Source organism: Hydrogenoanaerobacterium saccharovorans, assembly GCF_016901815.1.
GTDB classification, from domain to species: domain Bacteria; phylum Bacillota; class Clostridia; order Oscillospirales; family Ruminococcaceae; genus Avimicrobium; species Avimicrobium caecorum.
This window is the reverse complement of record NZ_JACSNR010000006.1, coordinates 1-23349: the sequence shown is the minus strand read 5'-3', so window position 1 is coordinate 23349 and position 23349 is coordinate 1. Positions and strand designations below refer to the sequence as shown.

The following is a 23349-nucleotide window of genomic DNA, read 5'->3' as shown; positions in this document are numbered from 1 at the left end:
AAGGCATATTTTCCCGCGCTGAGAAAAGATATAAAAATCAGTATAAGGATAAGTAATGGCTTCCATGGAGAACAGTCCGGACTTCTGAGTGGGAAACGGACTGTGGATATACTTGCAGATGGCAGATATTCTGGCTTTATCCGGAAGAATACCGGCATATGAAATATCCGGCTGTGGATGATTCGGTATTTTTACAGAAAATCAGGCCGGATCAGGGCCTGAAATTTTATAAAATAGAGGATTGATTTTTTGGAGGAATGATACTAAAATAGATTCTGTAATTTTGATAGGGTCAGAGGATCCGGAGAAAGGAGAATGAAGATGTCTGCAGGAAATTGCTATGTTCTTTCAAGAATCGCATGGACGCAGTGTCTCATCCGCCCGGTATCCTTCACCAATCAAAAGAGAAGAAAAGCAGCTTTCTGACTAACAAGGCCGTGGTGCACCTGCACCCCGGCCCTTTTTGTTGGGAAAATACTGGGAGGTTTGAAGATTATGAGAAAATTGGAACAGATTTATGAGGGCAAGGCTAAGAAGGTATTCCGTACCGATGATGAGAATGTGTATCTGGTACAGTACAAGGACGATGCCACTGCATTCAATGGTCTGAAAAAGGGTACCATTGAGGGCAAGGGTGTCATCAACAACAAGGTAACCAATTTTCTCATGCAGATGCTGGAGACCAAGGGAATTCCCACTCACTATGTCCAGCAGCTCTCTGACCGTGAAACACTGGTGAAGAGAGTACAGATCGTTCCGCTGGAAGTTGTAGTGCGCAACATTGCAGCCGGCAGCCTGTCCAAGCGGCTTGGTCTTGAGGAAGGCACTCCTCTTGCTACCACTGTTCTGGAATACTGCTATAAGAACGATGAACTGGGCGATCCTATGATCAATGAGACCCATGTATATGCCATGAACCTGGCAACTCCCGAGGAGATGGATACCATCCGGGATTATGCGCTGAAGATCAATGCCATTCTGCGGGATTATCTCAAGGAAGCCAATATTGATCTGATTGACTTCAAGCTGGAATTCGGCCGTACACCCGATGGCAAGATCATTCTGGCAGATGAGATCAGCCCGGATACCTGCCGGTTCTGGGACAGCAAGACCATGGAAAAGCTGGATAAGGACCGTTTCCGTCGGGATCTTGGCAATGTTGAAGGTGCATATCACGAGGTAATGAAGCGTTTGATGGGGGAATGAGCATGACAGATCGCTGGGAATCCAAACTGCATGAAGAATGTGGTGTATTCGGCATATACAGCCCGGATGGAGCAGATGTTGTATCGGCCTGTTATCATGGTCTGTATGCACTGCAGCACCGGGGACAGGAGAGCTGCGGCATCGCTGTCAACAATCAGGGTGTGATCTCCTGCCATAAGGATCTGGGACTGGTCAGCAGCGTATTTACCCGGGAAGTACTGGAAGCCATGGGACCGGGACAGATCGGAGTCGGACATTGCCGGTATGCCACAACAGGCAGTCAGGTAGTGGAAAATGCCCAGCCGCTTCTGATCCGTCACCGGAAGGGAAATATGGCTCTTGCCCACAACGGCAATCTGACCAACGCGGGAGAACTGCGCCGGGAATATGAACTGGACGGCACAATTTTCTATGGCACATCGGATACAGAAGTAATTGCCCATACCATTACACGGCAGCGTCTTGTCTCTGCCAGTATTGAAGAGGCAGTGGAGAAGGCCATGCAAAAACTGAAGGGCGCCTATTCGCTGGTGATTACCAGTCCGCGCAAGCTGATTGCTGCCCGTGATCCCATGGGATTCCGTCCGCTCTGTATCGGCAAGCTGGGAGAGAGCATTGTATTCGCCAGTGAAAGCTGCGCTCTGGATGCTGTCGGCGCCCGGTTTGTACGGGATATTGAACCCGGTGAAATTGTAGTGGCAGATGACCGGGGAATTACCAGCATCCGGACCCGTTGCGGCAAAAAGGGTTCGCTCTGTATTTTTGAATTCATTTACTTTGCCCGTCCTGATTCGGTGATTGATGGATGCAGTGTCCATCAGGCCCGGCTGCGTGCCGGAGAACTGCTGGCCCGCCGGCATCCGGTGGATGCGGATGTGGTCATCGGCGTGCCGGATTCCGGTCTGGATGCCGCACTGGGCTATGCCCGGGAAAGCGGAATCCCTTATGGCGTAGGTTTTATCAAGAACCGGTATGTGGGACGTACCTTTATTGTACCGGGACAGGAACAGCGGGAAAACGCAGTGCGTATCAAGCTCAATCCTGTTTCTGAAACAGTACAGGGCAAGCGGGTGGTGCTCATTGATGACTCCATTGTCCGGGGAACCACCAGCCAGAAGATCGTCAAGCTCCTCCGGGACGCAGGAGCGGCAGAAGTACATATGCGGCTTTCCTCGCCGCCCTTCCTGTATCCCTGTTATTTTGGCGTGGATGTGGATTCCAGCGAAAATCTGATCGCCTATACCCACACTCTGGAGGAGATCCGGGAGATTATCGGCGCAGACAGTCTGGGATATCTGGGAATTGATGATCTGGTTCATCTGGTACCGGAATGTCCTTATGGAATCTGTGATGCCTGCTTTACCGGAAACTATCCGGTTGACCCGCCGTCGGTGGGAAATAAAGATCAGTTTGAACGATAAATCGCTGAAGAAGGAGAGGACTGTTATGGAGCACAATCGATACATCAGCCCCTTTGAGACACGTTATGCCAGTAAGGAGATGCAGTATATCTTCTCCGAGGACAATAAGTTCCGGACCTGGCGCCGGCTCTGGATTGCTCTGGCCAAGGCGGAGAAGGCTCAGGGACTGCCGATCACCCAGGAGCAGATTGACCAGCTGGAAGCACACAAGGACGATATCAACTATGATGTTGCCATTGCCCGGGAAAAGGAAGTCCGGCATGATGTAATGAGCCATGTATATGCCTATGGCGTACAGTGTCCGGATGCCAAGGGAATTATCCATCTGGGCGCTACCAGCTGTTATGTGGGCGATAATACCGATATTCTGGTGATGAAGGAAGGTCTGCAGGTAATCCGGCGCAAGCTGCTCAATGTCATTGCGCTGCTGGCAGATTTTGCCCGGAAGTACAAGGATATGCCGGCATTGGCCTACACCCATCTGCAGCCGGCCCAGCTGACCACAGTGGGCAAGCGCGCAACTCTGTGGATCAACGAGCTCTACATGGATTATCTGGAAGTGGAGAACCGTCTGGAGAATCTGGCACTCCGGGGCAGCAAGGGTACTACCGGAACCCAGGCCAGTTTTATGGAACTGTTTGACGGGGATTCCTCCAAAATCAAGGCTATGGAGAAATCCATTGCGCAGGAGCTGGGTTTTGAGAAGGTAGTACCGGTTTCCGGCCAGACCTACAGCCGGAAGATTGACTATTTTGTACTGAGCACCCTGTCGGGAATTGCACAGAGCGCCATGAAGTTTTCCAATGATATGCGTATTCTGCAGAACTTCAAGGAGATGGAAGAGCCTTTTGAAAAGCATCAGATCGGTTCTTCTGCCATGCCCTATAAGCGCAATCCCATGCGCTGCGAGCGGATTACTGCCCTGTCCCGGTATGTGATGATCGATTCCCTGAATCCGGCCTTTACAGCCGGAACCCAGTGGTTTGAGCGCACCCTGGACGACAGTGCCAACCGTCGGATCTCGGTAGCGGAAGCCTTCCTGGCTGTGGATGCCGTTCTGGGAATTCTGCTCAATGTATGTGACGGACTGGTTGTCTATGATAAGGTAATCCATGCCCGTGTAATGAATGAGCTTCCCTTCATGGCAACTGAAAATATTATGATGAGTGCAGTGAAGAAGGGTGGAGACCGGCAGCAGCTTCATGAGCGTCTGCGGGAACATTCCATTGAAGCTGCCAGAGTGGTCAAGGAAGAAGGCGGCAAGAATGATCTGATTGAACGGATCTGCGCCGATCCCACCTTTGGACTGAAGGTCGAAGAGATCGAGGAGATTCTGGATCCCCGGAACTTTACCGGACGTGCCAGTGAACAGGTGGAAGAATTCCTGAGTGAACTGATTGACCCCCTGCTGGAAGCCAATAAGGATCAGCTTGGGGAAAAGGTACAGCTTTCAGTCTGAGCATATCAGAATAAGGAGGAACAGCAATGGCTGGATATGTTGTAGTAGGCGCCCAGTGGGGCGACGAAGGTAAGGGTAAAATTGTAGATGTACTGAGCCAGAAGGCGGACTGCATTGTCCGGTTCCAGGGCGGAAACAACGCAGGTCATACCGTTGTAGCGGGCGGCCAGAAGAATGTGCTGCACCTGCTTCCTTCGGGCGTGCTGAACCCCAAGGCCAAGTGCATTATCGGACCTGGTGTGGTAGTGGACCCCTTTGTTCTGCTGGAGGAAATGGATACACTGACCAGCAAGGGTGTATCGGTGGATCATATCTATATCAGTGACCGGGCTCATCTGCTGATGCCTTATCATGTGCAGCTGGACTGCCTGCAGGAAACCCGGGACGATGCCCGGAAGATCGGCACCACCAAGCGCGGCATCGGTCCCTGCTATGCGGATAAGTATACCCGGATCGGCCTTCGGGTCTGCGATCTGGAGGACTGGGATGTGTTCTGTGAGAAGCTGTCCCATGCTCTGGAGATGAAGAATGAGATGATCACCCGGGTATATGGCGGAGATCCCATTGACCGGGATGAACTCATTGCCAGAATGAAGCCGGTGCGTGACCGTCTGCTTCCCATGATTGTAGAGTCGGTTACCATGGTAAATGAAGCTCTGGATCAGGATCAGACTGTAATTTTTGAAGGTGCTCAGGCAGCAATGCTGGATATCAACTATGGTACCTATCCGTATGTTACTTCGTCTTCTCCCACAGCAGCCGGTGTCTGCACCGGAGCAGGTGTGGCTCCTCAGAAGCTGAAGCACATCATCGGTGTAGTGAAGGCCTATTCCACCCGTGTCGGAGAAGGTCCCTTTGTAACCGAGCTGCTGGATGCCACCGGAGAACTGATCCGGGAGCGGGGCAGCGAATACGGAGCTACAACCGGACGTCCCCGCCGCTGTGGCTGGTTGGATATGAATGTTGTGCATCATGCGGCAATGATCAACGGTCTGACCGATCTGGTGGTTACCAAGCTGGATATTCTTTCCGGACTGCCGGAGGTAAAGATCTGCACCGGATATGAGATTGACGGCAAGGTTTACGACTATATTCCGTCGTCTGTGGAGAAGGTAGCCAAGGCCAAGCCGGTATATGAAGTTCTCCCCGGCTGGGAAGAGGATATCTCCGGAATGACCCGGTATGAAGAACTGCCCGAGAACTGCAAGACCTATCTCCGCCGTATGGAAGAGCTGGCAGGAGTCCGGATTTCGATGGTTTCCGTTGGCCCCGACCGTGTCAACAACATTTACCTCCATCCCATTCTGGAGGACTGAGAGAGGCACGGCACAGACGGCTTCTGAGCCGATCTGCTTACTGATTCCGGTTCCATTATTTCAAGAGAAAAGGCTCCCTCAACGAGGGAGCCTTTTTTGCTGTCCGGGTTCCGGTCTGGTATGTCTGACAGGATATGCCGGAAACTGAGCAGACAGTACGATGTATCGCAGAAGGAGAATCTGTTTCCTGTCCTGTTCAGTTAATCGAGAAGCGTTATGTGCTGAAGCCGGGAGGGAAAGCCTACGGTTTCCGGCAGTGATGCTGCCTTCAGTCTGTAAAAGAGCCCGTACTTCCGGTTTGCCGGAGGTACGGGCTCTTTTGGGGTCCGGGTTTATCCCAGTGGAATATCCGGGATCAGATCACTTTACATCCTGATACTTCAGAAGTCTGAAACCAGCAAAAACAGACAGGAAAAGATATCCGCACAGTACGATATAGCATGGCAGGACGGTTGACAGGTCATTGGATGCGGCATAAACAGAGGGCATAAGTACCATTACTGCCTGATAGAAACCATCGGTGCCGCCCAGGAAGTAACCTTCCTGTGTAATATCGAGGGAATCAGGCAAGCCGTTCAGCACGCCGAAGATACCCAGAAGCAGAAGACCTGCAATCAGGATTACCGACAGATAATTCTGAATTTTGGCCATGAACTTCGAGCCGAACAGATTTACAATGTAAAATGCTGTAATGCCAATCGCTACCATGGCATTGCAGAATGGAGTAGACGTGAAAACAGTCTCCTCGATGCTGGGGCACTATGACGCAGGATTCACCCTGCGCACTTACACCCACGCCACCCGGCAGATGCAGGAACAGGCAGCGGAGAAGATGGGCAGCTTCATGGAACAAGTGATGTAGAGCCGAAAGACAGAAAGAAATCCCCGGAGGCTGCTCTCCGGGGATTTCTGATCGCTTCAGGTTCTTTCCACTTGTGGGTCAGGGTGTGGGTCAGAGCCTGGCAGCACCCACATCGAGATAGAAAAACTCCCCGCAAACAAGCCGTTTACGGGGAGTTTCTGGAGCTAGTGACGCGACTTGAACGCGCGACCGCCTGTTGTTGGTAAGGATATATTACACCATAGTTATACCCGTTTCCGGGTGTGCTGCTACGAATAATCTCTTGCGGATCGGTCAATCATTTGGTATACTGATACTAATTGATACCATTTTATATCAGAGGTGAAGATCATGGATGCCGGACTGTTTGCCAATATGCTGTCGGACAAAAATATCATCGACCTGAAAAAACTGGGCTATAAATATCCCCAGGCTGATCTGAAGGAATTTGTATCACTTCTGGAAAAAGGATTTTACAAACCCTTGCCTCTCAAGGATTTTGATGGTGGGGCTTTGGTTTATCTGGAAAGTGTAGCTCAAGTTCACCTGTCGGCAGCCAAAGTGCTACTTACCCCTCAGAACAGCAGCCAGCTCTATGGTAGGAAAGCTATGGAGGATGAGATCCTTTCCACCTTTACCATCGAGCAGATCGACACCTCCAGGGACAGCGTTCGCCGGATTCTGTCCGGCTATGCTCCCGCCAATGAGAGTGAGAACCGTATCTATGGCATGAAGAAGGGGCTGGAATTTATCGCCGATCCCCAGCACAAAATCACCGAGGAAAACATCCATCAGCTTTATGAACTTACCATTGGAGCGTTTCTGCCGGAGGAAGATCGCCTGCTGCCCGGTCACAAGTACCGCCACGACACGGTGTATATTGTGGGAGATAAGGTGGAACACACCGGCCTTCCCTGGAAGATGCTGCCGGAGTATATGGGGAATCTGGTGGAGTTTATCAATCAGGAATCCACCATGAATGATCTCCTGAAAGCCGCACTGATTCACTTTTATATCGCCTACCTGCATCCCTGGTTCGATGGCAACGGAAGAATGGCGCGGCTACTGCATTTATGGTATCTGGTGCAGCAGCACTATTCCTCGGCTCTGTTTGTTCCACTGTCTGAGTATGTGGAAAAGAGCCGCCGGGGTTATTACAACGCCTATACGTTGACAGAGCAGAATGCCCGAATCAGCGGAGTGATGGATGTGACCCCCTTCCTGGTCTATTTCATCGAGAATGTCTACCACAAGCTGGTCCATGCTCTGCCCGCCGCCAACACCGCAGAGGATTTCCAGAAGGTGCTGGAACAAGGTACTGTGACCGAAAAGGAGCAGGCTTTGTGGCAGTTTGTTCTGACTGCCTACGGCGACAGCGAGTTTTCCACCAAGCAGTTGGAGAAGGATTTTGAAAATGCCGCCTATGCAACCATCCGTGGGTTCGTATTAAAGTTCGAAAAGCTTGGTTTGCTGCGGTCCGTCAAATACGGAAATCGTGTGAAGTACCAAATCGCAAAATAAAAAGCGGGAGAGCTGTCTTTTCTTCAGACAGCTCTCCCATCTTTTTACGCTGAATGTTCCCTTTCTTCCAAAAAATCTTGTATCAAGCTATCTTTCAAAGCTGTATACTCAGAAGAATTCCGTCTCTGGTTGATGCAGCCGATGAACTTGTAGTAGATATCGACCTGCTGGCTTTTGGTTCCATCCTCAGCGATCACCTTTTCATGTACCACAATCTTTTCGATCAGTTCATTGAGAATCTGAGCAGTCAACTCCTGGATGTCGGTATATTTCCAGATGATCGGAAGGAACTTTTCAATATTTTCATAAACCTCATTGTTTCGGGCAATTTCGGCAGCCATCATTTCCCGCTTCTCTTTCAGCTGCAGCTGCTCCCGTTCATATCCCGGCGCCATGGACTGGTATCGCTCCTCGCTGATTTTCTCCAGTGCCAGGTCTTCATAGAGTTTATTGAGAATTTTGCTCAGCTCATCTATGCGCTTGTCTGTTTTTTTCAGTTCCCGCTTACAGCGCTCCAGCTGTTCTTGCTTTTTCTCGGTCTTTGCCGAGACCAGCATATTGATGTAATCCACAGCGGCAAACTTTGCCTCCAGAGCATTGAATCGGATATCCTCCAGAACCAACTGGTTCAGTGCATTCCAACTGATAAAGTGGGACGTGCATCGCTCCTTGCCGTAGTTTTTATACACCCAGCAGGAGAATCCGGTGTAGCGCCCATGCTTTTTGTCGTAGCCAACGTTTAAGGCAGAACCACAGTCCGCACATTTTACCAGACCCGCAAAGGGTTGTACTTTCCCGCTGCTGTTTTCCCGCCGGCGGGACTGCATCATCTGATGAACAGTATCCCACAGTTCCTGAGAAATCAGGGGTTCATGGGTGTTTTCTGTTACAATCCATTCAGACTCATCCGCTTCTACACACCGCTTGTCAAAGAAGCCTTTGGTTTTTCTCCGTCCGAACACAACCTTTCCCAGATAGACTGGATTGTTGAGGATCGCCCGGATCGAGGTGGCATGCCAGTCAAAGGGCTTTCTCCAATAGTCGCTGTTTTTGTAGTAGTCGGGATTGTTCTGATTGAAGTAGGCTTGGGGATTGAGAATCTTGCGCTCCCGGAGAATCTTGGTCATGCGCACATAGCCGATTCCCTCCGCGAACATCCGGAAGATACTCCGTACCACATCCGCAGCCTCAGGATCCACGATCAGGTGATGTCGGTCATTGGGATCCTTGAGATACCCGAAGGGCGCCCGGGAGCCCAGATACATTCCAGCTTTGGCTCTGGCACGGTGGGCTGCTTTGGTTTTGGTGGAGGCTTGGCGGGCGTAGAAGGAGTTGATGACATTGGTAAAGGGCAGGACCAAATTATCTGTGCCATTTTTGGAGTCGATGTTTTCCGCCACCGAGATAAAACGGACTCCTTTTTCTTCAAAGTAGTGCTCAATGTAAAGCCCCATCTGTGCGTATTCCCGCCCGAATCGGGACAGGTCCTTGACCAGAACCAGATTGATTTTTCCTGCCTCAATATCCTCCAGCATCCGCTTGAAATCTGGGCGGTCGAAATTGGTTCCGCTCCAGCCGTCATCACAGTAGTAGCCTCCGATTTCGATCTGATGTTCCTGGCAGTATTGGGTGAGCAACGTTTTTTGTGTCTGTATGCTGCCGGATTCCCCGGTGGAGCCATCATCCTGACTGAGCCTGCAGTAGATGCCTGCGATCTCTTTTCGTTCCATGTTATGACCTCCTTTTGCAACACACACAATACCGTTAATCTGACTTTTTATCTATACCAGAAACCAATGAAGATTCCTCCGTAATTTCGTCACTTTCTGATGCCCAAAAGGAGCCCAGAATCAATTCGCCCATCTTTTCAAAAATATCCCGGTTTCCAGAATAATGGCTGACGGTAGTATACTGGATGCCTCGGATGACAGTGGTTTTTTTCCAACAATCTCCTTTATACAAAAACATTCTCTGTCTCCTTTCCTTTGACTGGTTTTTACGAAAGCTGCTGAGTGGGGGAGAAACTCTCCTGTTCATCTTCTGCGTGTCCCAGCGCCTTCTTTTTCTCCCGCTGCTTTTTCCGGAGCTTCCGGTCGGTGTGAGGATGACCGGAGGGAGTATTTGCGTTGGACTGCTGGGTCATTTCCAAAGAACGACCCAAGTGAACAAGATCGCCAGCAAGGCTGCCGCCGATATCAGAATCAGACCGTAGACCGGGCTCCATTCCAGATGCGGGAACGTCAGTGAGGGAAGAGAGAAACGCCTCTCGTTCCGGTTCCCAGCCTGTCGTACCATCCATTGAATCTGCTGCAGAGATTTGTCCATTTCCGTCAACGTCTGATTGATGGTGTACAACTGAGAGGAAGTCCCGGAGGAGCGGATCTGATCCCAGAGAAGACTCAGCAGTTCGGTCTGTCGTTCCACATTCCGCTCCAGACTGCGAAGGCTCTGACGCATTTGCTCCATCTCTTTTGGCAGACAGCACTGAATCACAATGGGCTGCACTGGAGTATTCGATGTCGGATTCTCCGGACGCTGGTTCTTCGGCGGAAGGGAATTTCGCTCTTTGAGTTCGTCCAGTGAGTATCGCTGCTCGTATGGTGAATTCAAGTTCCATCGCTCCTTTCAGATACTTTGGTTCATGCAGCCGGTTGTCCCGGCACTTCTTCCCCTGGGGTGTGGTGTAGGTGATGCTTGTCCGGCTGTCGCTCCATCTTACCTGATAGCCCAGGTCTTTCATCAGCGAGAGAAACTCCTTCCGGGTTGCGGCTCTGGTCATACACCGGTCAATGGCATTCATCAGCTGGAATTTCCAGCTCTCGCCCCGGGCGGCGGCGTGATACTCCCCACCGGAGAGAGCGGAGGAGCGTGTGTGTTCGCTTTCTTCGAACATTGGCAGGTTCAGCTCTTTGCAGATGAGGTCGTTCTGACGGCGGAGCTTTTCCAATTCGTTTTGTGATACATGGAGCTTTCGACCTTCTTCCATGCTGACGCTGTTGATGATGAGGTGGGAGTGGATATGCTCCCGATCCACATGGGTGCAGACAAGCACTTCCCGGTCCTGAAAGAATCCTGCCAGTCGGACCGCTGCCTGGTGAGCAGCGACAGGATCCACCAGTGCATCTTTTGGGAAAGACTGCACCAGATGATAATACAGCCGGCCGGATTCCTTGTGGTGGAGCAGCTTGGTGCTGAGGAAATCATCATAGGCACTTTTTGCTTGACAGTTCACACCGGAGACCAGAGATTGACCTTGCCACAGAGTCTTTTGTTCCTGGGCTGCGTAGCGCATGACTGCTGCCATGCCGCTGCGGTTCTGTCCCTTGGGCGAGTTGACAAAATGGACGATGGCTATTTCCTCCACCTCCCACGTTCCTGGATTTCCCGGAGAGCGGCGCTCACTTTTGCCAACTCATCGACGGTCTGATCCAGGTACACGGTTTGGATCTTTCCCATATTGGCCAGAGTAGTCAGACGGTTGAGGTTGGTTCCGATAGCCCGGAGTTGACGGTGCACCTCTTTCAGGTCCTCCACTACAACCACCTGCCTGCCCAGACAGCAGCGAGTGACATAGTCGCTCTGGGAAAGACGAGCCAGCTTTGCTTTCTCCCGGATAGTCTCCAGATCCTTTGTAGAGATCCGAATGCTGAAGGTTGTGTCCTTGATGGTGTTTTCCTCCTTTCCAAAGTGGGTCCGGGCTACTGCCCGGAAAGGGTGTTTGGCGGGGCGGCGGCTGTGGCGGCGTCCAGACAAACGCGATGCTGGCTCCTCCCTCCTCAAAGGAGGGAAATTTCGACTCCTGATACCGCTGTTATTCCGCTTCTTTTTGCAGTAGCTGGAGAAACTCCTCCACCGAATCAACAACACCGTTTCGCCGGAGCATCTGATAGCGGAGCAGATCGCAGCAGGTGCGGAAATTGATTTCCGTCCATTCCAGCAGCAAATCCATGGCGACCAGCTGTTGGGAGGAGGTGAGGGAGGTATGGCGCTGTGGATTTCGCAGGTAACGCCATAGAGTCTGTTCATCGGGGGACGCACTGCCCAGCTGCTCTTCCATTCCGTTTTTGACATATTGGAGCGTCTCCTGCCGGGACTGCTGAATCAGGGATTTGAGAAAGCGGTTATGCGCGGTATGAAAATCTTTCATTGTGATACCTCCTGTTGTGATAAAGATATAGCGTCCGATTGGTCTGTTTGCGACAGCTGTGACGGCTGCGACGGGAAATTTGATACTGGCAAACTGTCTGTTTTACCGTCATTGCTGACGCAGCCGACGCGAACCATGGTCAGAGACAGTTCCCTGCGGGTGTGAGTACGGCGGCTGGAGAGACTGATTCCCAGCTGAGACAGTTCCTGCTGCCGGCGGATCAGCTTTTTTATCAGCACATTGGGCTGGATCGTTTCTCCGGACAAATCAGCTATGGCTGCCGCTAACTCAGTGGCAGTTCCGGTGAAGTCACCATGCTGCTCCAGAAACGAAAGCAGATTCTCAATAAGGGGATCCGTTTTCTGCTCCGGCAGCGGTTCCTGACTGTCCTCCCGCAGTTCCCAGCGGTGGGTGTTTTCATCGAATGCCAAGGACAGCTCCCGGTAGGGGATATCTCTGCCCGTGCAGAAGAGGGTTGCGGTGTCGGTGCTGCGCTTGTCCTTACGGAGAACAAAATTTCCGTCGGTAGCTCCGCTGATACCGGTGGTGCCGGAGATCATGTTCATGGGGTCGTCGTCGTTCATCTTTCTCAGATGATGGATGAGCAGCAGAGCAATTCCATGGCGGTCAGCCAACTGCTTGAGAACTCCCAGATCCCGATAGTCGCTGGCGTAAGGGTTCCCATCTTTCATGGGGTTGCGGACACGCTGGAGGGTGTCGATGACTACCAGCACAGTATCCGGATGTTCTGCCAGGAAGGATTCCAGCTGTTCTTCCAAACCCTCATGGAGTTTTTCAGACAGGATGGAGAAGAAGAGGTTTCCTGGAGCATCGTCTGTCAGATCCAGCAGACGGTTTTGGATCCGGGCATAGCTGTCCTCCAGACAAAGATAGAGGACGGAGCCTTTCTGTGTGGGGAAGTCCCAGAGCTTTTCTCCCTGCGCCACACAAAGACAGATCCAGAGGGACAGCCAGGATTTTCCCACCTTGGGCGCACCGGCCAGCACATGAAGTCCCTGGGGTAACAGCTCGTGGATCACAAATCGGATGGGCGGAAGGATGGTGTTTGCCAGCGTTTCGCCGTCCACATATTGCAGGCGTTTTTTCATGGGTAACTCCTTTCTTTCGAATTGAGGGAAACCGGTGGTTTCATATTTCCCTCATCTATCAGGACACAAAAAGGGAGTTTGTAAACCAGAAAATAAAAAAAGCCAAAGGGCTCTGTCACTGGACAGAACCCTTCAGCTGGTTGTGAAGCTTTTTCAGCCGCTTTGAGACAGCCATTTTGGAAACGCCAAGGATTTTACCGATCGCTTCCATGGTCAGTTCCTGGTCATACCGCAATGAGATCAGCTGCCGTTCCTCATCGCTTAATGCTGAAACCGCCTTTCGCAGATTTTCAAGACGGAGGTTTCTCAAGACCAGATCCTCTGTGGAATCGCAGGTGGTGTGCCAGGACAGCACCGTTTCAAAATCACTTTTACTAAGATGCCTTCTGTCCTGCCGCTCCTGAGCCTGCTGCCTCTTGTGGTCCTGGCTGAGAAAGTCTGCGACCTCCTTTGGCACTGATAATTGCTTCCCGTTATATTCAATAGAAACGTAATCCATATGCATCCTTTCCGCTTTCTGCGGAAAAGCGCACACCTGCGCTGCCGGCACAGCGCCAAATACTGTGGACGTTCATGAAAATTCCCATCGTAACGGGATCAATTTTGCCCTACGGGGTCCATGAATGTCTGAGGTCACACAGGGTGTGAACCTCACCGGAAAGCTGCAGATTCAGGCTTTCGCCTGAATTTAGTATAGAACAAATGTTCTTTTTTGTCAATAGCTTTTACCTTTTCTGTGTCCGGGGAGACCCACAGAAGCCCTCAAATTTGCACTGTGCGGCGGGTATCAGAAAACCGGATTGTTTCCCTGAGATCGGTTGGGGGAGGGCACCAGGGCGAAATGCGGTGGGGAAAGGGCGGTTATTCCTGCATATGAGAAAGAGCGTTCCTGTCCAGAAATGAATTCTGGAAGGGACGCTCTTTTTTGTAATACTGAAGTTCATTTCCCAGCTGATAGGCCAACAAAAATCCACAGATAAAACTGTCCAGTGAGAGCTCATCTGCAATTTGGTCTCCTGCATCAATGATTTGCAAAAGCAGTTTACGATCAGAAAGATCCAATCGCTGAATTAGCAGTTGCTGAGCTTGTGTGATTTGCTGGCGGGGTTCTGCCAAAGACAGCGGAATATAGAACCTTTTGTAGAGAAGCTCCAGTATTTCGTTCATCTGTCATACCTCCTGTCAGCAAGACAGGATATCACAGAATCCAAATAAAAGCTACTACAATTAAGCAGTTTTCACCCTCGTTGTTTTAAATTAAGATTTCAGGCGTGTGCTTAGTCCTCCAATGAAAGCTGCTCATAGAGGACTCTGTTTTTCGTTAAATAATCAAAGCTGGAGTTCAACTGAACTTCGTCATGCGAAACAAGTGCATATACCCATGGCTTTCCATCATGCTCCGCATTCCAAGCACTAGCGGCATTACAGTATACCTGTGCTGCGCGGGCTTTTTCAAGCACTTCGGAACTTGTTAATTCATTGCTTGCTTTCGTTTCGACCATGTAAATTGTGTTTGCTGTCTCCACAACAAAGTCGGGTTCATATCGACTACAACCGCCTGACCCGTAATAAATGTTGAACTGTTTTGGTGACGGGCGCATCCACTTCAGTACCTCTTTGTCATTTTCCAGAACAATCGCAAATGTTCGCTCTGTGTTACTGTCAAATTTATAGAGAGTATGACAGGACTTTTTAAACCCATTAAAGACTTTGCTGCGGACTTCTCCTGCTGGTAATGCTGCCCGCAGGTCGTAAACCTCGTCTGACTTAAACTTTCCACCGAAGCAGGATTCGATACGGGAGAAGGGGCGCATTTCGGTAGCGCGGAAAACGATTTTTTCGTGGAAAAAATGATCTCTCATCTGGCTGTGAATCATTTCAGCAATCGTCTTTTGACGCTCACGCATTACACGATCAGCCTCGTCCTCTGACAAATATGTCAGAAAATGCTTCTTCGCATCCCCCACAAGCGAATAAAGCAGATCTGCTGTGGTCATGTAATCGATGTCATCATAAACGATCAGATGACGAACAATCTCATTCTCTGGTGTATCAACCACTTCTCTGGCATAGAAATTTGGATCATATTCGAAAGTTTTTCCACCCTCTTGCAGTTCTGTACCAATCAGTATGTCATTTCCTGGATGCCAATTCATATTGTGGGTATCCAGAGTAAACGAACGGTACCCTTGTTTCACTTCGGTAAACGGCTGCACAACCGCTTGAGGGATGGGAATCACCTTGTCGGTCAGTGCCTGCACGCAGGTCTCTATCGCCGTTTGAACCACCGGCGCAATATCCTCTGGACGTAATCCCAAAGCTGGGAACTGCCGGATTGTTTCATTCACTACCGTCTGCTGGACAAACTGCTTGGCCATATCATCCTTTGCGGCGTCATAGGTTTTTACCTGCTTGTTCAGTTCCATAACTGATTTTGCCGTAAACTGGGCTACAAATTTGGCAACCTCAATGGCTTGTTCCTGTGTCTTTACTTCACCTGAGCTATATGAAGCAGGTGTTTCATGGATAAAGGACATCGCCAGCTGTTCTGTAAAACTGGGGGCTGTGGTGATGCTGTCATAGACTGGAACAAATTCCATTGTTTCTTTTGGTTCTTCTGTATCCGGACTGATATCATCAATATAATACACTTTTCGAACCAGGGAATTGGGATCGTTGGCCAAGTTAACAATAGCAGCATATTTGTCATGACTGACAATGGACAGTCGATCCACTTCCTCTATTCCAGTACGCAAGCCATATGGCAAACGCAAACCACGTCCGATTGTTTGCTCTGTTAAGGTTTCGGAGGCCGAGGCCCGCAAGGGGATGATGGTGTACAGATTGGTGACATCCCATCCTTCCTTGAGCATATTCACATGAATAACGATCTCAATATTGTTCTCAGGCTTTTCCAATGACAGCAGTTGCTCGATATTTTCATCCTTTTCGGCCCCACGTTGTGCAGAGTTGATCTCCAGCACTTTGTCTTTGTAGTAGCCACGGAAAAATTCATCAGAGATTAAATACTCACGAATCTGCCTGGAATGTTCCGTATCCTTTGCAACTACGAGAACAAATGGTTTAACAAGCGGCTTGCCATAAGTTCGGGCGTAAATCTCCAATTGGCTTTTCGTATCCTCATGAATACGCACACCATCATTCAGCTTTTCCTTGTCCAGTTGTTCTGGAGTATACTCCTCCGAGCGGAAATCTTTGCGGGTGATGACCGCTGGTACTTTCACATACTGTCCATCGTTAAGCGCATGAGCCAAGGAATACTCATAAACAACATTTTTAAAATCAATCTTTTTCGCGCCTCTTTGAATTTGGGGCGTTGCAGTTAATTCCACTCCCAGAATGGGCCGAAGTTCATTGATGACCTCAAAACTCTTATCTGCATGATAGTGATGGCTTTCATCCATAAAGATGCACAGGTCTGGTAGAGATTGTAGATAGGAAAAATAAGATTCACCCAATACCTCATTCAGGCGTTTAATGCGTGCAGGGGCACCATCTTTTACTTTACTGTCTGCGTTAAGTTTGGAAATATTGAACACATTAATTACTACATCGTTAACGCCGAAAGTGGTCTGTCGAAAATCGGCATAGTTATCCCCGTCGATAATACGGGGCGGGTTAACAAAGCGATCCAACCCACGAAAAACATATTTAGGGCTAGAGGTATTGCCCAGATCGTCTTTGAGCTTATTATAGATTGTGAGGTTGGGCGCCATCACAAAGAAGTTTTTGATGCCTTTTTCATAATGCAGATAGGCGATGCATGCACCCATTAACCGGGTTTTACCGATGCCGGTTGCCAGAGCAAAGCAGACGGAAGGAAAGTCTCGCTCGAATGCGGTGAGTGTAGGACATATGTGTCGAACAGCTGCCAGATCTTCTTTGTAAAATTCCGCTGCCGTTTTACTGGCCAGTTCCGCAATAAGTTTTTGGCGCTCACCCTCCGCAGCACAGGCATCCAACTCCGCCTGATGTGCTTCGCAGATCTGCTGCACCGTGGTTGGATTTTTTCTCAGCGACAGCGTATCGCACAGCCGGGCAAAAATCTCCAGGCTTTCATGCTGCGGAGGACGCAGAGCAAGGGCGTTGTTGATATACTTGGAATGGTAAGTATAGAATTTTTCAGTATAGGATTCCTTAATCATCTTCCCACTCCTCCTCGTCCAGCTGTGGCGGGTCGATAATGTTCAGGTTGTAATTGTCCACACCATACTGGCATTTATCCAGTACTGACTGAGGAATTTTCCGCACAGTGATGTTTTCATAGCGTTTATTCAATCCAGCATCAAAAGCCGGAGCACAGATCAGAAGATTTTCAAAGTCTCCCACTTCTGCGGCAATGCCATCCAGCACTTCACCGGTCAGGTACTGGGTCGTAACATAGATAAAACTGTTGTCCTGACAAAAGCCCTGCTTCCAAAAAGCTTCCGCATCGGGGGCATAGTGGTATCCGTTGATCTTGGCCACAGCAGCGACCAGCATTTCAGGACTGTATTGTTCGGAGAATACGGGGTTGCCATACTTATCCTTGACAATCAGGGTGGGGGCCAGTTCATAGAATTTGTATCCGCCGCCGCCCTGCCAGTTGACATCGTCAGAAATACCGGTTTTATCCCCATCTATTACTCTTGTTAATCTCGGGATACATAGTGTATAACAATGATTGCCAAGTTCAATACCTATATATCGACGATTCATTTTGTGTGCAACAGCAGCGGTAGTTCCGCTACCCAAAAATGAATCTAAAACCAAATCTCCTTCTTTTGTGAAATGAGAAAGTAATGTTTTTATGAGAATTTCTGGCTTTTTTCCACCTCTGAACTCTGCTCCACCTTCTTGTCTACAATTTCCAAAATAAGCGGCTAAATCAATAAAGCCATTAATAGGAACATCTCTGGTCATTTCTCCACTTTCAAGCTTATGCAATGGGACGCCTTGATAATATTTTCCTTTTGTTGCACCTTCTCTATTCGGTCCAGTAAAGAAACGATGGTTATACCTATCGTCGCCTATACCATAAACTTTATAAATAACACCATATCCATCTTCTGCATACCTTCCTGTTAAATAATCTCTAAAAAATCTACCTGATGAGTTCCCATCTAAAATCGTTCCCGAAGCCCATATTTCTTTCAACCCATATTCTGAACCATCTTCTTCAGTGATAATGTAATCCCCTTTTTTATACACTTCTACTCTTTTTCCGCCCAACTCCAAAACCTTGATAGGGGCCGAAAGTGTCTCGATTTTGTATTTAAATTTTTCATATCCTGATTGGACTTTATCTAATATGGGTTTTGCTTGATTACTTTTTCTATAGATATGAACTTGTTCAATTTCTTTATGAAACGCCATATCCTGCTTTAGAGTCTTTTCTGGATATCTCACTCGAACGTAAATTGTCGTTTGATAATACCCGTCTCTGCCAAAAATCTCATCCAGCATAACTTTCAAATAGTGGCCCTCTGAATCATCAATTTGACAACAAAAAAAGCCATCATCCGAAAGTAGGTTTTTTAATATTCTTACCCTTGCATACATTAACCTTAACCAAATAGAATGTTCCAAATTATCATCGTAGTTTTCAAATGCTTCGCCTGTATTATACGGTGGATCAATATAGATACACTTCACCTGTCCTGCATACTGCTGCTCCAATGCTTTCAGTGCCAGCAGGTTGTCCCCATGGATCAGCATATTTTCGGTGTTGGGGTCACCGTAGTCTTTTGAGGGATCGTGCAGAAGGATACGCGGTTCAACAGCCGGATCATCTCCTTTTCCAATCCATGTCAATTCCAGTCTTTGATTAACCATTTTGTAAGCCCTCCAGTAAATTCTTTCCACCAAGATACATCAGCTGTTGGTTTAGGTTTGCCACAATATCCCAATCGCTTAAATTTTCCATCGGTGCTACATTGTGAAAAACAGCCCCCTGTAAATTCACGGCAGTAATATATTCAGGATGGGAACGGTTAAACTCAGTGTATTTGCGAATAGCATCTTCACGATCTAATCTTCCTGCTGCGCGATATTCTGTGATGATCTTATAATGCTCGGCTATGGTTTTAGCGTCATCAAACACTTTGTCCATCTTTTACCTCCTTACGTAATCTTTCAGATTCAATTTCCAATATCTCATAGAATTTATTCAGGTCACTAAAAACACATTTTAATCTCATAGTTGAATGGTCATGATAATCATAATATACATATTCTTCGTTTTTACAAATGGCCCGCAGCTTTGATAAAGTCCGTATGCCAAAAGTAATAAGTTGTTCTTTTTCGGATCGTGTTAAATTTGATAGGGCTTCAAGTTTAATTGGGTTAATCAGACCTTTACCATTGTGTGCATAAAACTTATCTCGTTGATTCTTCAGTTTATCTGTTATAGGAGAAAGGTTATTTAATTCTAATTCAATAACTCTCAGCGTTTCTTTCTGCTTCTTGTTATTCTTGGTAGGAATAGTGTTGGAAACCCATTTAATAAGCTGATAAACTGAAAGTGGGGAGTTTTTGTCATCTTTTTCAAATGCTTTACACAAAATTATTGTTCCTGTGTATAGAAAACTTTCTCTTGCGAGTAGAAAGAACTCCTCATGTATTACTTTTTCTTCATTAACAATTTTTGATGATATTTCAGCCTCACAGCTTAAACAACTTTTTGCTATGCAAAAATCTGCAAGCAGCTGCTCAATTATTTCCAAAAGCCTTTCTGTATTCATAAGTCTATATTACCTCAAACTCAATCACCATAATGTTTTGAATCGTACAATTCCCCTCCAGTTTGCGGCGAACTTCCTCTTGCAGACGCTCCTTTTCATCATCAATCTCATCCTCACGTGCATAGATTTCCCGCTGCATTTTCTTTTGCCGCAGCTCCAGTTTGTTGATTTCATCTTTCATCGTCAGCATTTCACTCAGCGGCAATGAAGTGCTGGCGCGGAACAGTTTTTTCTTTTCTGTGATGGCTTTTTTCAGTTCTTTCAACTCCCGCTGCAAGCCTTCTTTGAGGTCTTCACTGTACGCGTCCAGCTTATCACATTCTTCCAGATAATACTGTTTATTGCTTTCCTCCACCTGCTGGCGCTGCAAATCTAACCTCTGCTGACGTATTGTCTGTAAAGCCTCATTTTCTTGTACATCATTGCCCAGCAAAACGGCAGGTAGTTCCAGCATACCGTTAATAGTATCATCATCCATTTCCGTACCATCCTGTGTGATGACCGAAAATACCAGATGTTCTTCCTCTCCGATACCCTCATAGGAGAGTTTGTCGATAGATAAAATCCCTCTCAAATTCGGATGCGCGTTCAAAAAAGAAATGTTTCGTTCCGAATGAGTGTGGTCAAAGCGAATCTTAGCGGGCGGCAAAGGTTGTTCTATCGCTTCCGCAAGCCAACTCTCATAAAGTGGATCTTCTCTGCGCAGAAATGTATCGCCCTCCTGTTCGGCGTCCTTCCATTTCAAATTATAAACACGCTCAATGTCACCGTCTGTAAATTTCAAACGCCACTGCTCCAACGGCTCCACACGCTCAGCGCCATGGATCATAAAAAAGTAATAGATCCACTGGGTAAATTTATCCAGACTGGCAACTGTGTTGGTTTCGCATTCTTTCAACCGGGAAGCGACCACTTCATCAAAGTTTTCCAGAATTGATTGCCTGGCCCGTACCATTTTTTCCTGAATCTGCTCGGACAGTTCCGCTTGCAACTGGTCAAACTGGGTCTGAATTTCCTCTGCCGTTTTACAGTTCTGATAGATGGCTGCAATCCGCTTTTCAAAATCTACCCCAGACTCGATAGAACCAAGCACATCATCCGAGGAACCAAACACACCATCAAACAGGCGGAATTTTTGAGCAAGCAGTTCATATACACGGCGGTCTGCCGCATTTTTCCGGTTTACAAAATTGATGACAACAACATCATTTTTCTGGCCATAACGATGACAGCGTCCGATACGTTGTTCGATACGCTGGGGATTCCAGGGCAGATCGTAGTTGACTACAAGGCTGCAAAACTGCAGATTGATCCCTTCCGCAGCCGCTTCGGTACCAATGAGGATGCAGGCGTGGCTGCGGAATTCCTCTACAATGGCAGATTTCATGTCTGCCTGACGTGAGCCGGAAATCGCACCATCATTTTTATGGCGCTCTTTCCAGTCTGCGTAGATCTGTTTGGAAATGTCATCATTGTTCATGCCGTTCAGAAAAACGATCTGACCAGCATATCCGTTGTTTGAGAGCAAATTGAAGAGATACTCCTGGGTACGTCTTGACTCGGTGAAAATAACAGCTTTACGTTGGCCGCCCAGCCCCTCTATCTTATCAAAACCTTGATTGAGTGCAAAAATCAGATTATCACCCTTTGCATTGGTTTTGATGTTGGATGCCAAATTTGCGAATTTTTGCAACTGCTCCAGTTCGCGCAGAATACCCTCGCGATTGTGTCGCAGGTCTTCTTCAGTCATTTTAACTTCTTCCGATATGTCATCGCCTTCATCATTTAATTCATCAAAGGTATCATAGTCCTGCAAGTCGAGGTCTGTTTCTACTCCCTTTAAGAGTTCTTCCAAACGACTGATGAGAGAATTCAGCGTTCCAGCAATCGCAAAAGAGGAGGAGGCCAACAGTTTGCGTAGTACCATTGTAATCAGTGTACGCTGGCCTTCCGGCAATGCAAACAACTTGTCCGTTTGTAGGTAATCAGAAATAAAATTGTAGAGTTCTTCTTCTGACGTAGTGGGAGTGTATTCTTGCAGAATGGGATGACGTCTTGTGTACCGAACATACTCCGTTACTTGCTTGCGAAGTGTACGCTTACAAAAGCTGCCTAGGCGGGCACGAAGATTCCGATTGCGCAGTTCTGCATTATTGACCGCCACATACATTTCACGAAATGTCTTGGCATCACCAAACACATGATCATCGATAAGGCTGACCAATCCGTAAAGTTCCATCAGATTATTCTGAAGAGGGGTAGCAGTTAACAAAAGCTTTTTTCTGCCCTGCAATGCGTCTTTTAATCGCTTTCCAGTAACATTGTTGGACTTGTAGACATTTCTCAAGCGGTGGGCCTCATCTATAATAACAAGATCCCACGGAATACGGCGAAGTTCATCCGCTTTTCTTGCTGCAAAGTTATAAGAACAGATAACTACCTGATTTTTTATATCAAACGGATTAAAGTATCCTTCCTTCTTGAGCTTATTGAAACTGGTGGACTCCATCAAAATAGAGTCTATATAAAATTTTTCGCTCAGTTCCGAACGCCACTGAGTACGCAGTGCCGCCGGCACAATGAGTAGGATATGTCGTTTGCGTTCCGCCCAATATTGCGCCAAAACAAGGCCAGCTTCTATGGTTTTTCCCAAGCCAACCTCATCTGCCATTAAAGCTCCTGTGCTCAATGGGGATTTCATTGCAAAAAGTGCCGCATCAACCTGATGTGGATTTAAGTCTACCTTTACTCCAGACATCGCCGAAGCAAGGCTGTCATAGCTTGATTGTGGACGTTTTAGAGTGATCTGCTCTGCAAAATAACGGGCTTGATAAGAAGTATATGATGTCATATGTATTTCACCTTACTGATACAATCGATAATATTGCAAACAAAAAACGCACCCCGAAGGATGCGTTTCCTGGAGCTAGTGACGTGACTCGAACACGCGCCCTGCTGATTACGAATCAGCTGCACTACCGACTGTGCTACACTAGCATGACCATATGAGAACGGGCAAAAGCCGCATCCTGTTTGTAGTTTACCATATTTCGAGTAATTTGGCTATGATTACCTTAAGAACAACAAGCGACCTGCTGATTACGAAGGGTAGCCAAGCCCTTCAGACGGCGATGGATGGGCATCTTTGGCCCTTTTTGCTAACGATCTGCATCCTCTTTGACACTCCTTGTCTCACTGATTTTATAGGGACATTTCTCTGTATGGGTCAGGATGTGGGTCGTAAAGCCCTTGATAGACAGGCACCTTTATAAAAACTTTTTAGCGGTGCAAGGAAGAGGTTTCGAGTTTCAGATTCGCAGAATCTGAGCTGCAATAAACAAAGAATACAATCCTTGGAGTTATTAACCGCCATCTATGATTTTACCTAGTTTTATTGTCTCATTTTGAGCTTGCACATTCCAATGATTTCTTGAAGAAATCTCCATTTGTGTTATACTAAAAACTAGGAAATAATACCAGTGGTTGATGAAATAAGCCCAAAAGTTAGACTTTGTAAATCACGATAATTTGAAAGGAGGAGCGGCAATGAATACAATTTTACCCAAGCATCAGATGAGCGAGGAAG

At 47.9% G+C, this 23349-nt stretch carries 19 protein-coding genes, 1 tRNA gene and 1 pseudogene; 6 read left to right on the top strand and 15 right to left on the bottom strand.

All coding sequences use genetic code 11. The features are described from left to right. Positions 1 to 495: 495 nt before the first annotated feature. Genes purC through H9X81_RS06800 form a run of 4 tightly spaced genes read left to right on the top strand, consistent with a single transcriptional unit; the run spans position 496 to position 5402 of the window. The gene (gene purC, locus H9X81_RS06815) at positions 496 to 1206 is read left to right on the top strand and encodes a phosphoribosylaminoimidazolesuccinocarboxamide synthase (RefSeq protein ID WP_204720797.1); all 711 of its coding nucleotides are present in this window, start codon (positions 496 to 498) and stop codon (positions 1204 to 1206) included. A 2-nt stretch (positions 1207 to 1208) separates the two neighbouring features. Then, on the top strand, positions 1209 to 2627 hold the full coding sequence (gene purF / locus H9X81_RS06810) for an amidophosphoribosyltransferase (RefSeq protein WP_204720795.1): 1419 nt from the start codon (positions 1209 to 1211) through the stop codon (positions 2625 to 2627). Positions 2628 to 2652: 25 nt separating this feature from the next. Next, positions 2653 to 4086, top strand: a complete 1434-nt coding sequence (gene purB / locus H9X81_RS06805; RefSeq protein WP_204720793.1) for an adenylosuccinate lyase — start codon at positions 2653 to 2655, stop codon at positions 4084 to 4086. 26 nt (positions 4087 to 4112) lie between these two features. Further along, entirely contained in the window at positions 4113 to 5402 is a 1290-nt protein-coding gene (locus H9X81_RS06800; RefSeq protein WP_204720791.1) for an adenylosuccinate synthase, read from the top strand. Between the two features lie 360 nt (positions 5403 to 5762). On the opposite strand, the gene H9X81_RS06795 is transcribed toward H9X81_RS06800, so the two are convergent. Then, positions 5763 to 6110, bottom strand: a complete 348-nt coding sequence (locus H9X81_RS06795; RefSeq protein WP_204720789.1) for a hypothetical protein — start codon at positions 6108 to 6110, stop codon at positions 5763 to 5765. Here H9X81_RS06795 and H9X81_RS06790 point away from each other — a divergent pair. After that, positions 6103 to 6264: pseudogene (locus tag H9X81_RS06790) on the top strand (tyrosine-type recombinase/integrase); the annotation flags it as partial. The gene H9X81_RS06795 and the pseudogene H9X81_RS06790 sit on opposite strands and share 8 nt — an antisense overlap. A 330-nt stretch (positions 6265 to 6594) precedes the next feature. Further along, positions 6595 to 7764 (top strand): Fic family protein, encoded by a 1170-nt coding sequence (locus H9X81_RS06785; protein ID WP_204720965.1) that lies wholly within the window; start codon positions 6595 to 6597, stop codon positions 7762 to 7764. Positions 7765 to 7808: 44 nt separating this feature from the next. Here the strand turns inward: H9X81_RS06785 and H9X81_RS06780 are convergent, their stop codons facing one another. From H9X81_RS06780 to H9X81_RS06720, 14 genes are all read right to left on the bottom strand, one after another. Then, positions 7809 to 9494 carry a recombinase family protein gene (locus H9X81_RS06780; RefSeq protein ID WP_204720787.1) on the bottom strand — a complete coding sequence of 562 codons (1686 nt, stop codon included), beginning with the start codon at positions 9492 to 9494 and terminating at the stop codon, positions 7809 to 7811. A gap of 34 nt (positions 9495 to 9528) precedes the next feature. Further along, positions 9529 to 9732 carry a hypothetical protein gene (locus H9X81_RS06775; protein WP_204720785.1) on the bottom strand — a complete coding sequence of 68 codons (204 nt, stop codon included), beginning with the start codon at positions 9730 to 9732 and terminating at the stop codon, positions 9529 to 9531. A gap of 28 nt (positions 9733 to 9760) precedes the next feature. Next, positions 9761 to 11128 carry a relaxase/mobilization nuclease domain-containing protein gene (locus tag H9X81_RS06770; protein ID WP_204720783.1) on the bottom strand — a complete coding sequence of 456 codons (1368 nt, stop codon included), beginning with the start codon at positions 11126 to 11128 and terminating at the stop codon, positions 9761 to 9763. Further along, a complete protein-coding gene (locus tag H9X81_RS11845) occupies positions 11116 to 11517 on the bottom strand; it encodes a MobC family plasmid mobilization relaxosome protein (protein ID WP_243424061.1) in 402 nt (133 codons plus the stop codon). The genes H9X81_RS06770 and H9X81_RS11845 overlap by 13 nt, the downstream gene beginning before the upstream one ends. Before the next feature lie 58 nt (positions 11518 to 11575). Beyond that, positions 11576 to 11911, bottom strand: a complete 336-nt coding sequence (locus H9X81_RS11840) for a hypothetical protein (protein ID WP_243424059.1) — start codon at positions 11909 to 11911, stop codon at positions 11576 to 11578. After that, positions 11908 to 13020: an AAA family ATPase gene (locus H9X81_RS06760; protein ID WP_204720779.1), complete on the bottom strand. Its 1113-nt coding sequence runs from the start codon at positions 13018 to 13020 to the stop codon at positions 11908 to 11910. The genes H9X81_RS11840 and H9X81_RS06760 overlap by 4 nt, the downstream gene beginning before the upstream one ends. Positions 13021 to 13135: 115 nt before the next feature. After that, the gene (locus H9X81_RS06755; protein WP_204720777.1) at positions 13136 to 13519 is read right to left on the bottom strand and encodes a sigma-70 family RNA polymerase sigma factor; all 384 of its coding nucleotides are present in this window, start codon (positions 13517 to 13519) and stop codon (positions 13136 to 13138) included. A 362-nt stretch (positions 13520 to 13881) separates the two neighbouring features. Then, complete coding sequence (locus H9X81_RS06750; protein WP_204720775.1) at positions 13882 to 14187, bottom strand: hypothetical protein; 306 nt, start codon at positions 14185 to 14187, stop codon at positions 13882 to 13884. Positions 14188 to 14297: 110 nt separating this feature from the next. Next, positions 14298 to 17186 (bottom strand): DEAD/DEAH box helicase family protein, encoded by a 2889-nt coding sequence (locus H9X81_RS06745; protein WP_204720772.1) that lies wholly within the window; start codon positions 17184 to 17186, stop codon positions 14298 to 14300. Further along, entirely contained in the window at positions 17179 to 18855 is a 1677-nt protein-coding gene (locus tag H9X81_RS06740; RefSeq protein WP_204720770.1) for a site-specific DNA-methyltransferase, read from the bottom strand. The genes H9X81_RS06745 and H9X81_RS06740 overlap by 8 nt, the downstream gene beginning before the upstream one ends. Continuing rightward, entirely contained in the window at positions 18848 to 19132 is a 285-nt protein-coding gene (locus tag H9X81_RS06735; RefSeq protein WP_204720768.1) for a hypothetical protein, read from the bottom strand. The genes H9X81_RS06740 and H9X81_RS06735 overlap by 8 nt, the downstream gene beginning before the upstream one ends. Further along, a complete protein-coding gene (locus H9X81_RS06730; RefSeq protein ID WP_204720766.1) occupies positions 19116 to 19745 on the bottom strand; it encodes a hypothetical protein in 630 nt (209 codons plus the stop codon). The genes H9X81_RS06735 and H9X81_RS06730 overlap by 17 nt, the downstream gene beginning before the upstream one ends. Before the next feature lie 22 nt (positions 19746 to 19767). After that, the gene (locus H9X81_RS06725; protein WP_204720764.1) at positions 19768 to 22614 is read right to left on the bottom strand and encodes an SNF2-related protein; all 2847 of its coding nucleotides are present in this window, start codon (positions 22612 to 22614) and stop codon (positions 19768 to 19770) included. A gap of 70 nt (positions 22615 to 22684) precedes the next feature. Then, a tRNA-Thr gene (locus tag H9X81_RS06720) sits at positions 22685 to 22760 on the bottom strand. Between the last annotated feature and the right edge of the window lie 589 nt (positions 22761 to 23349).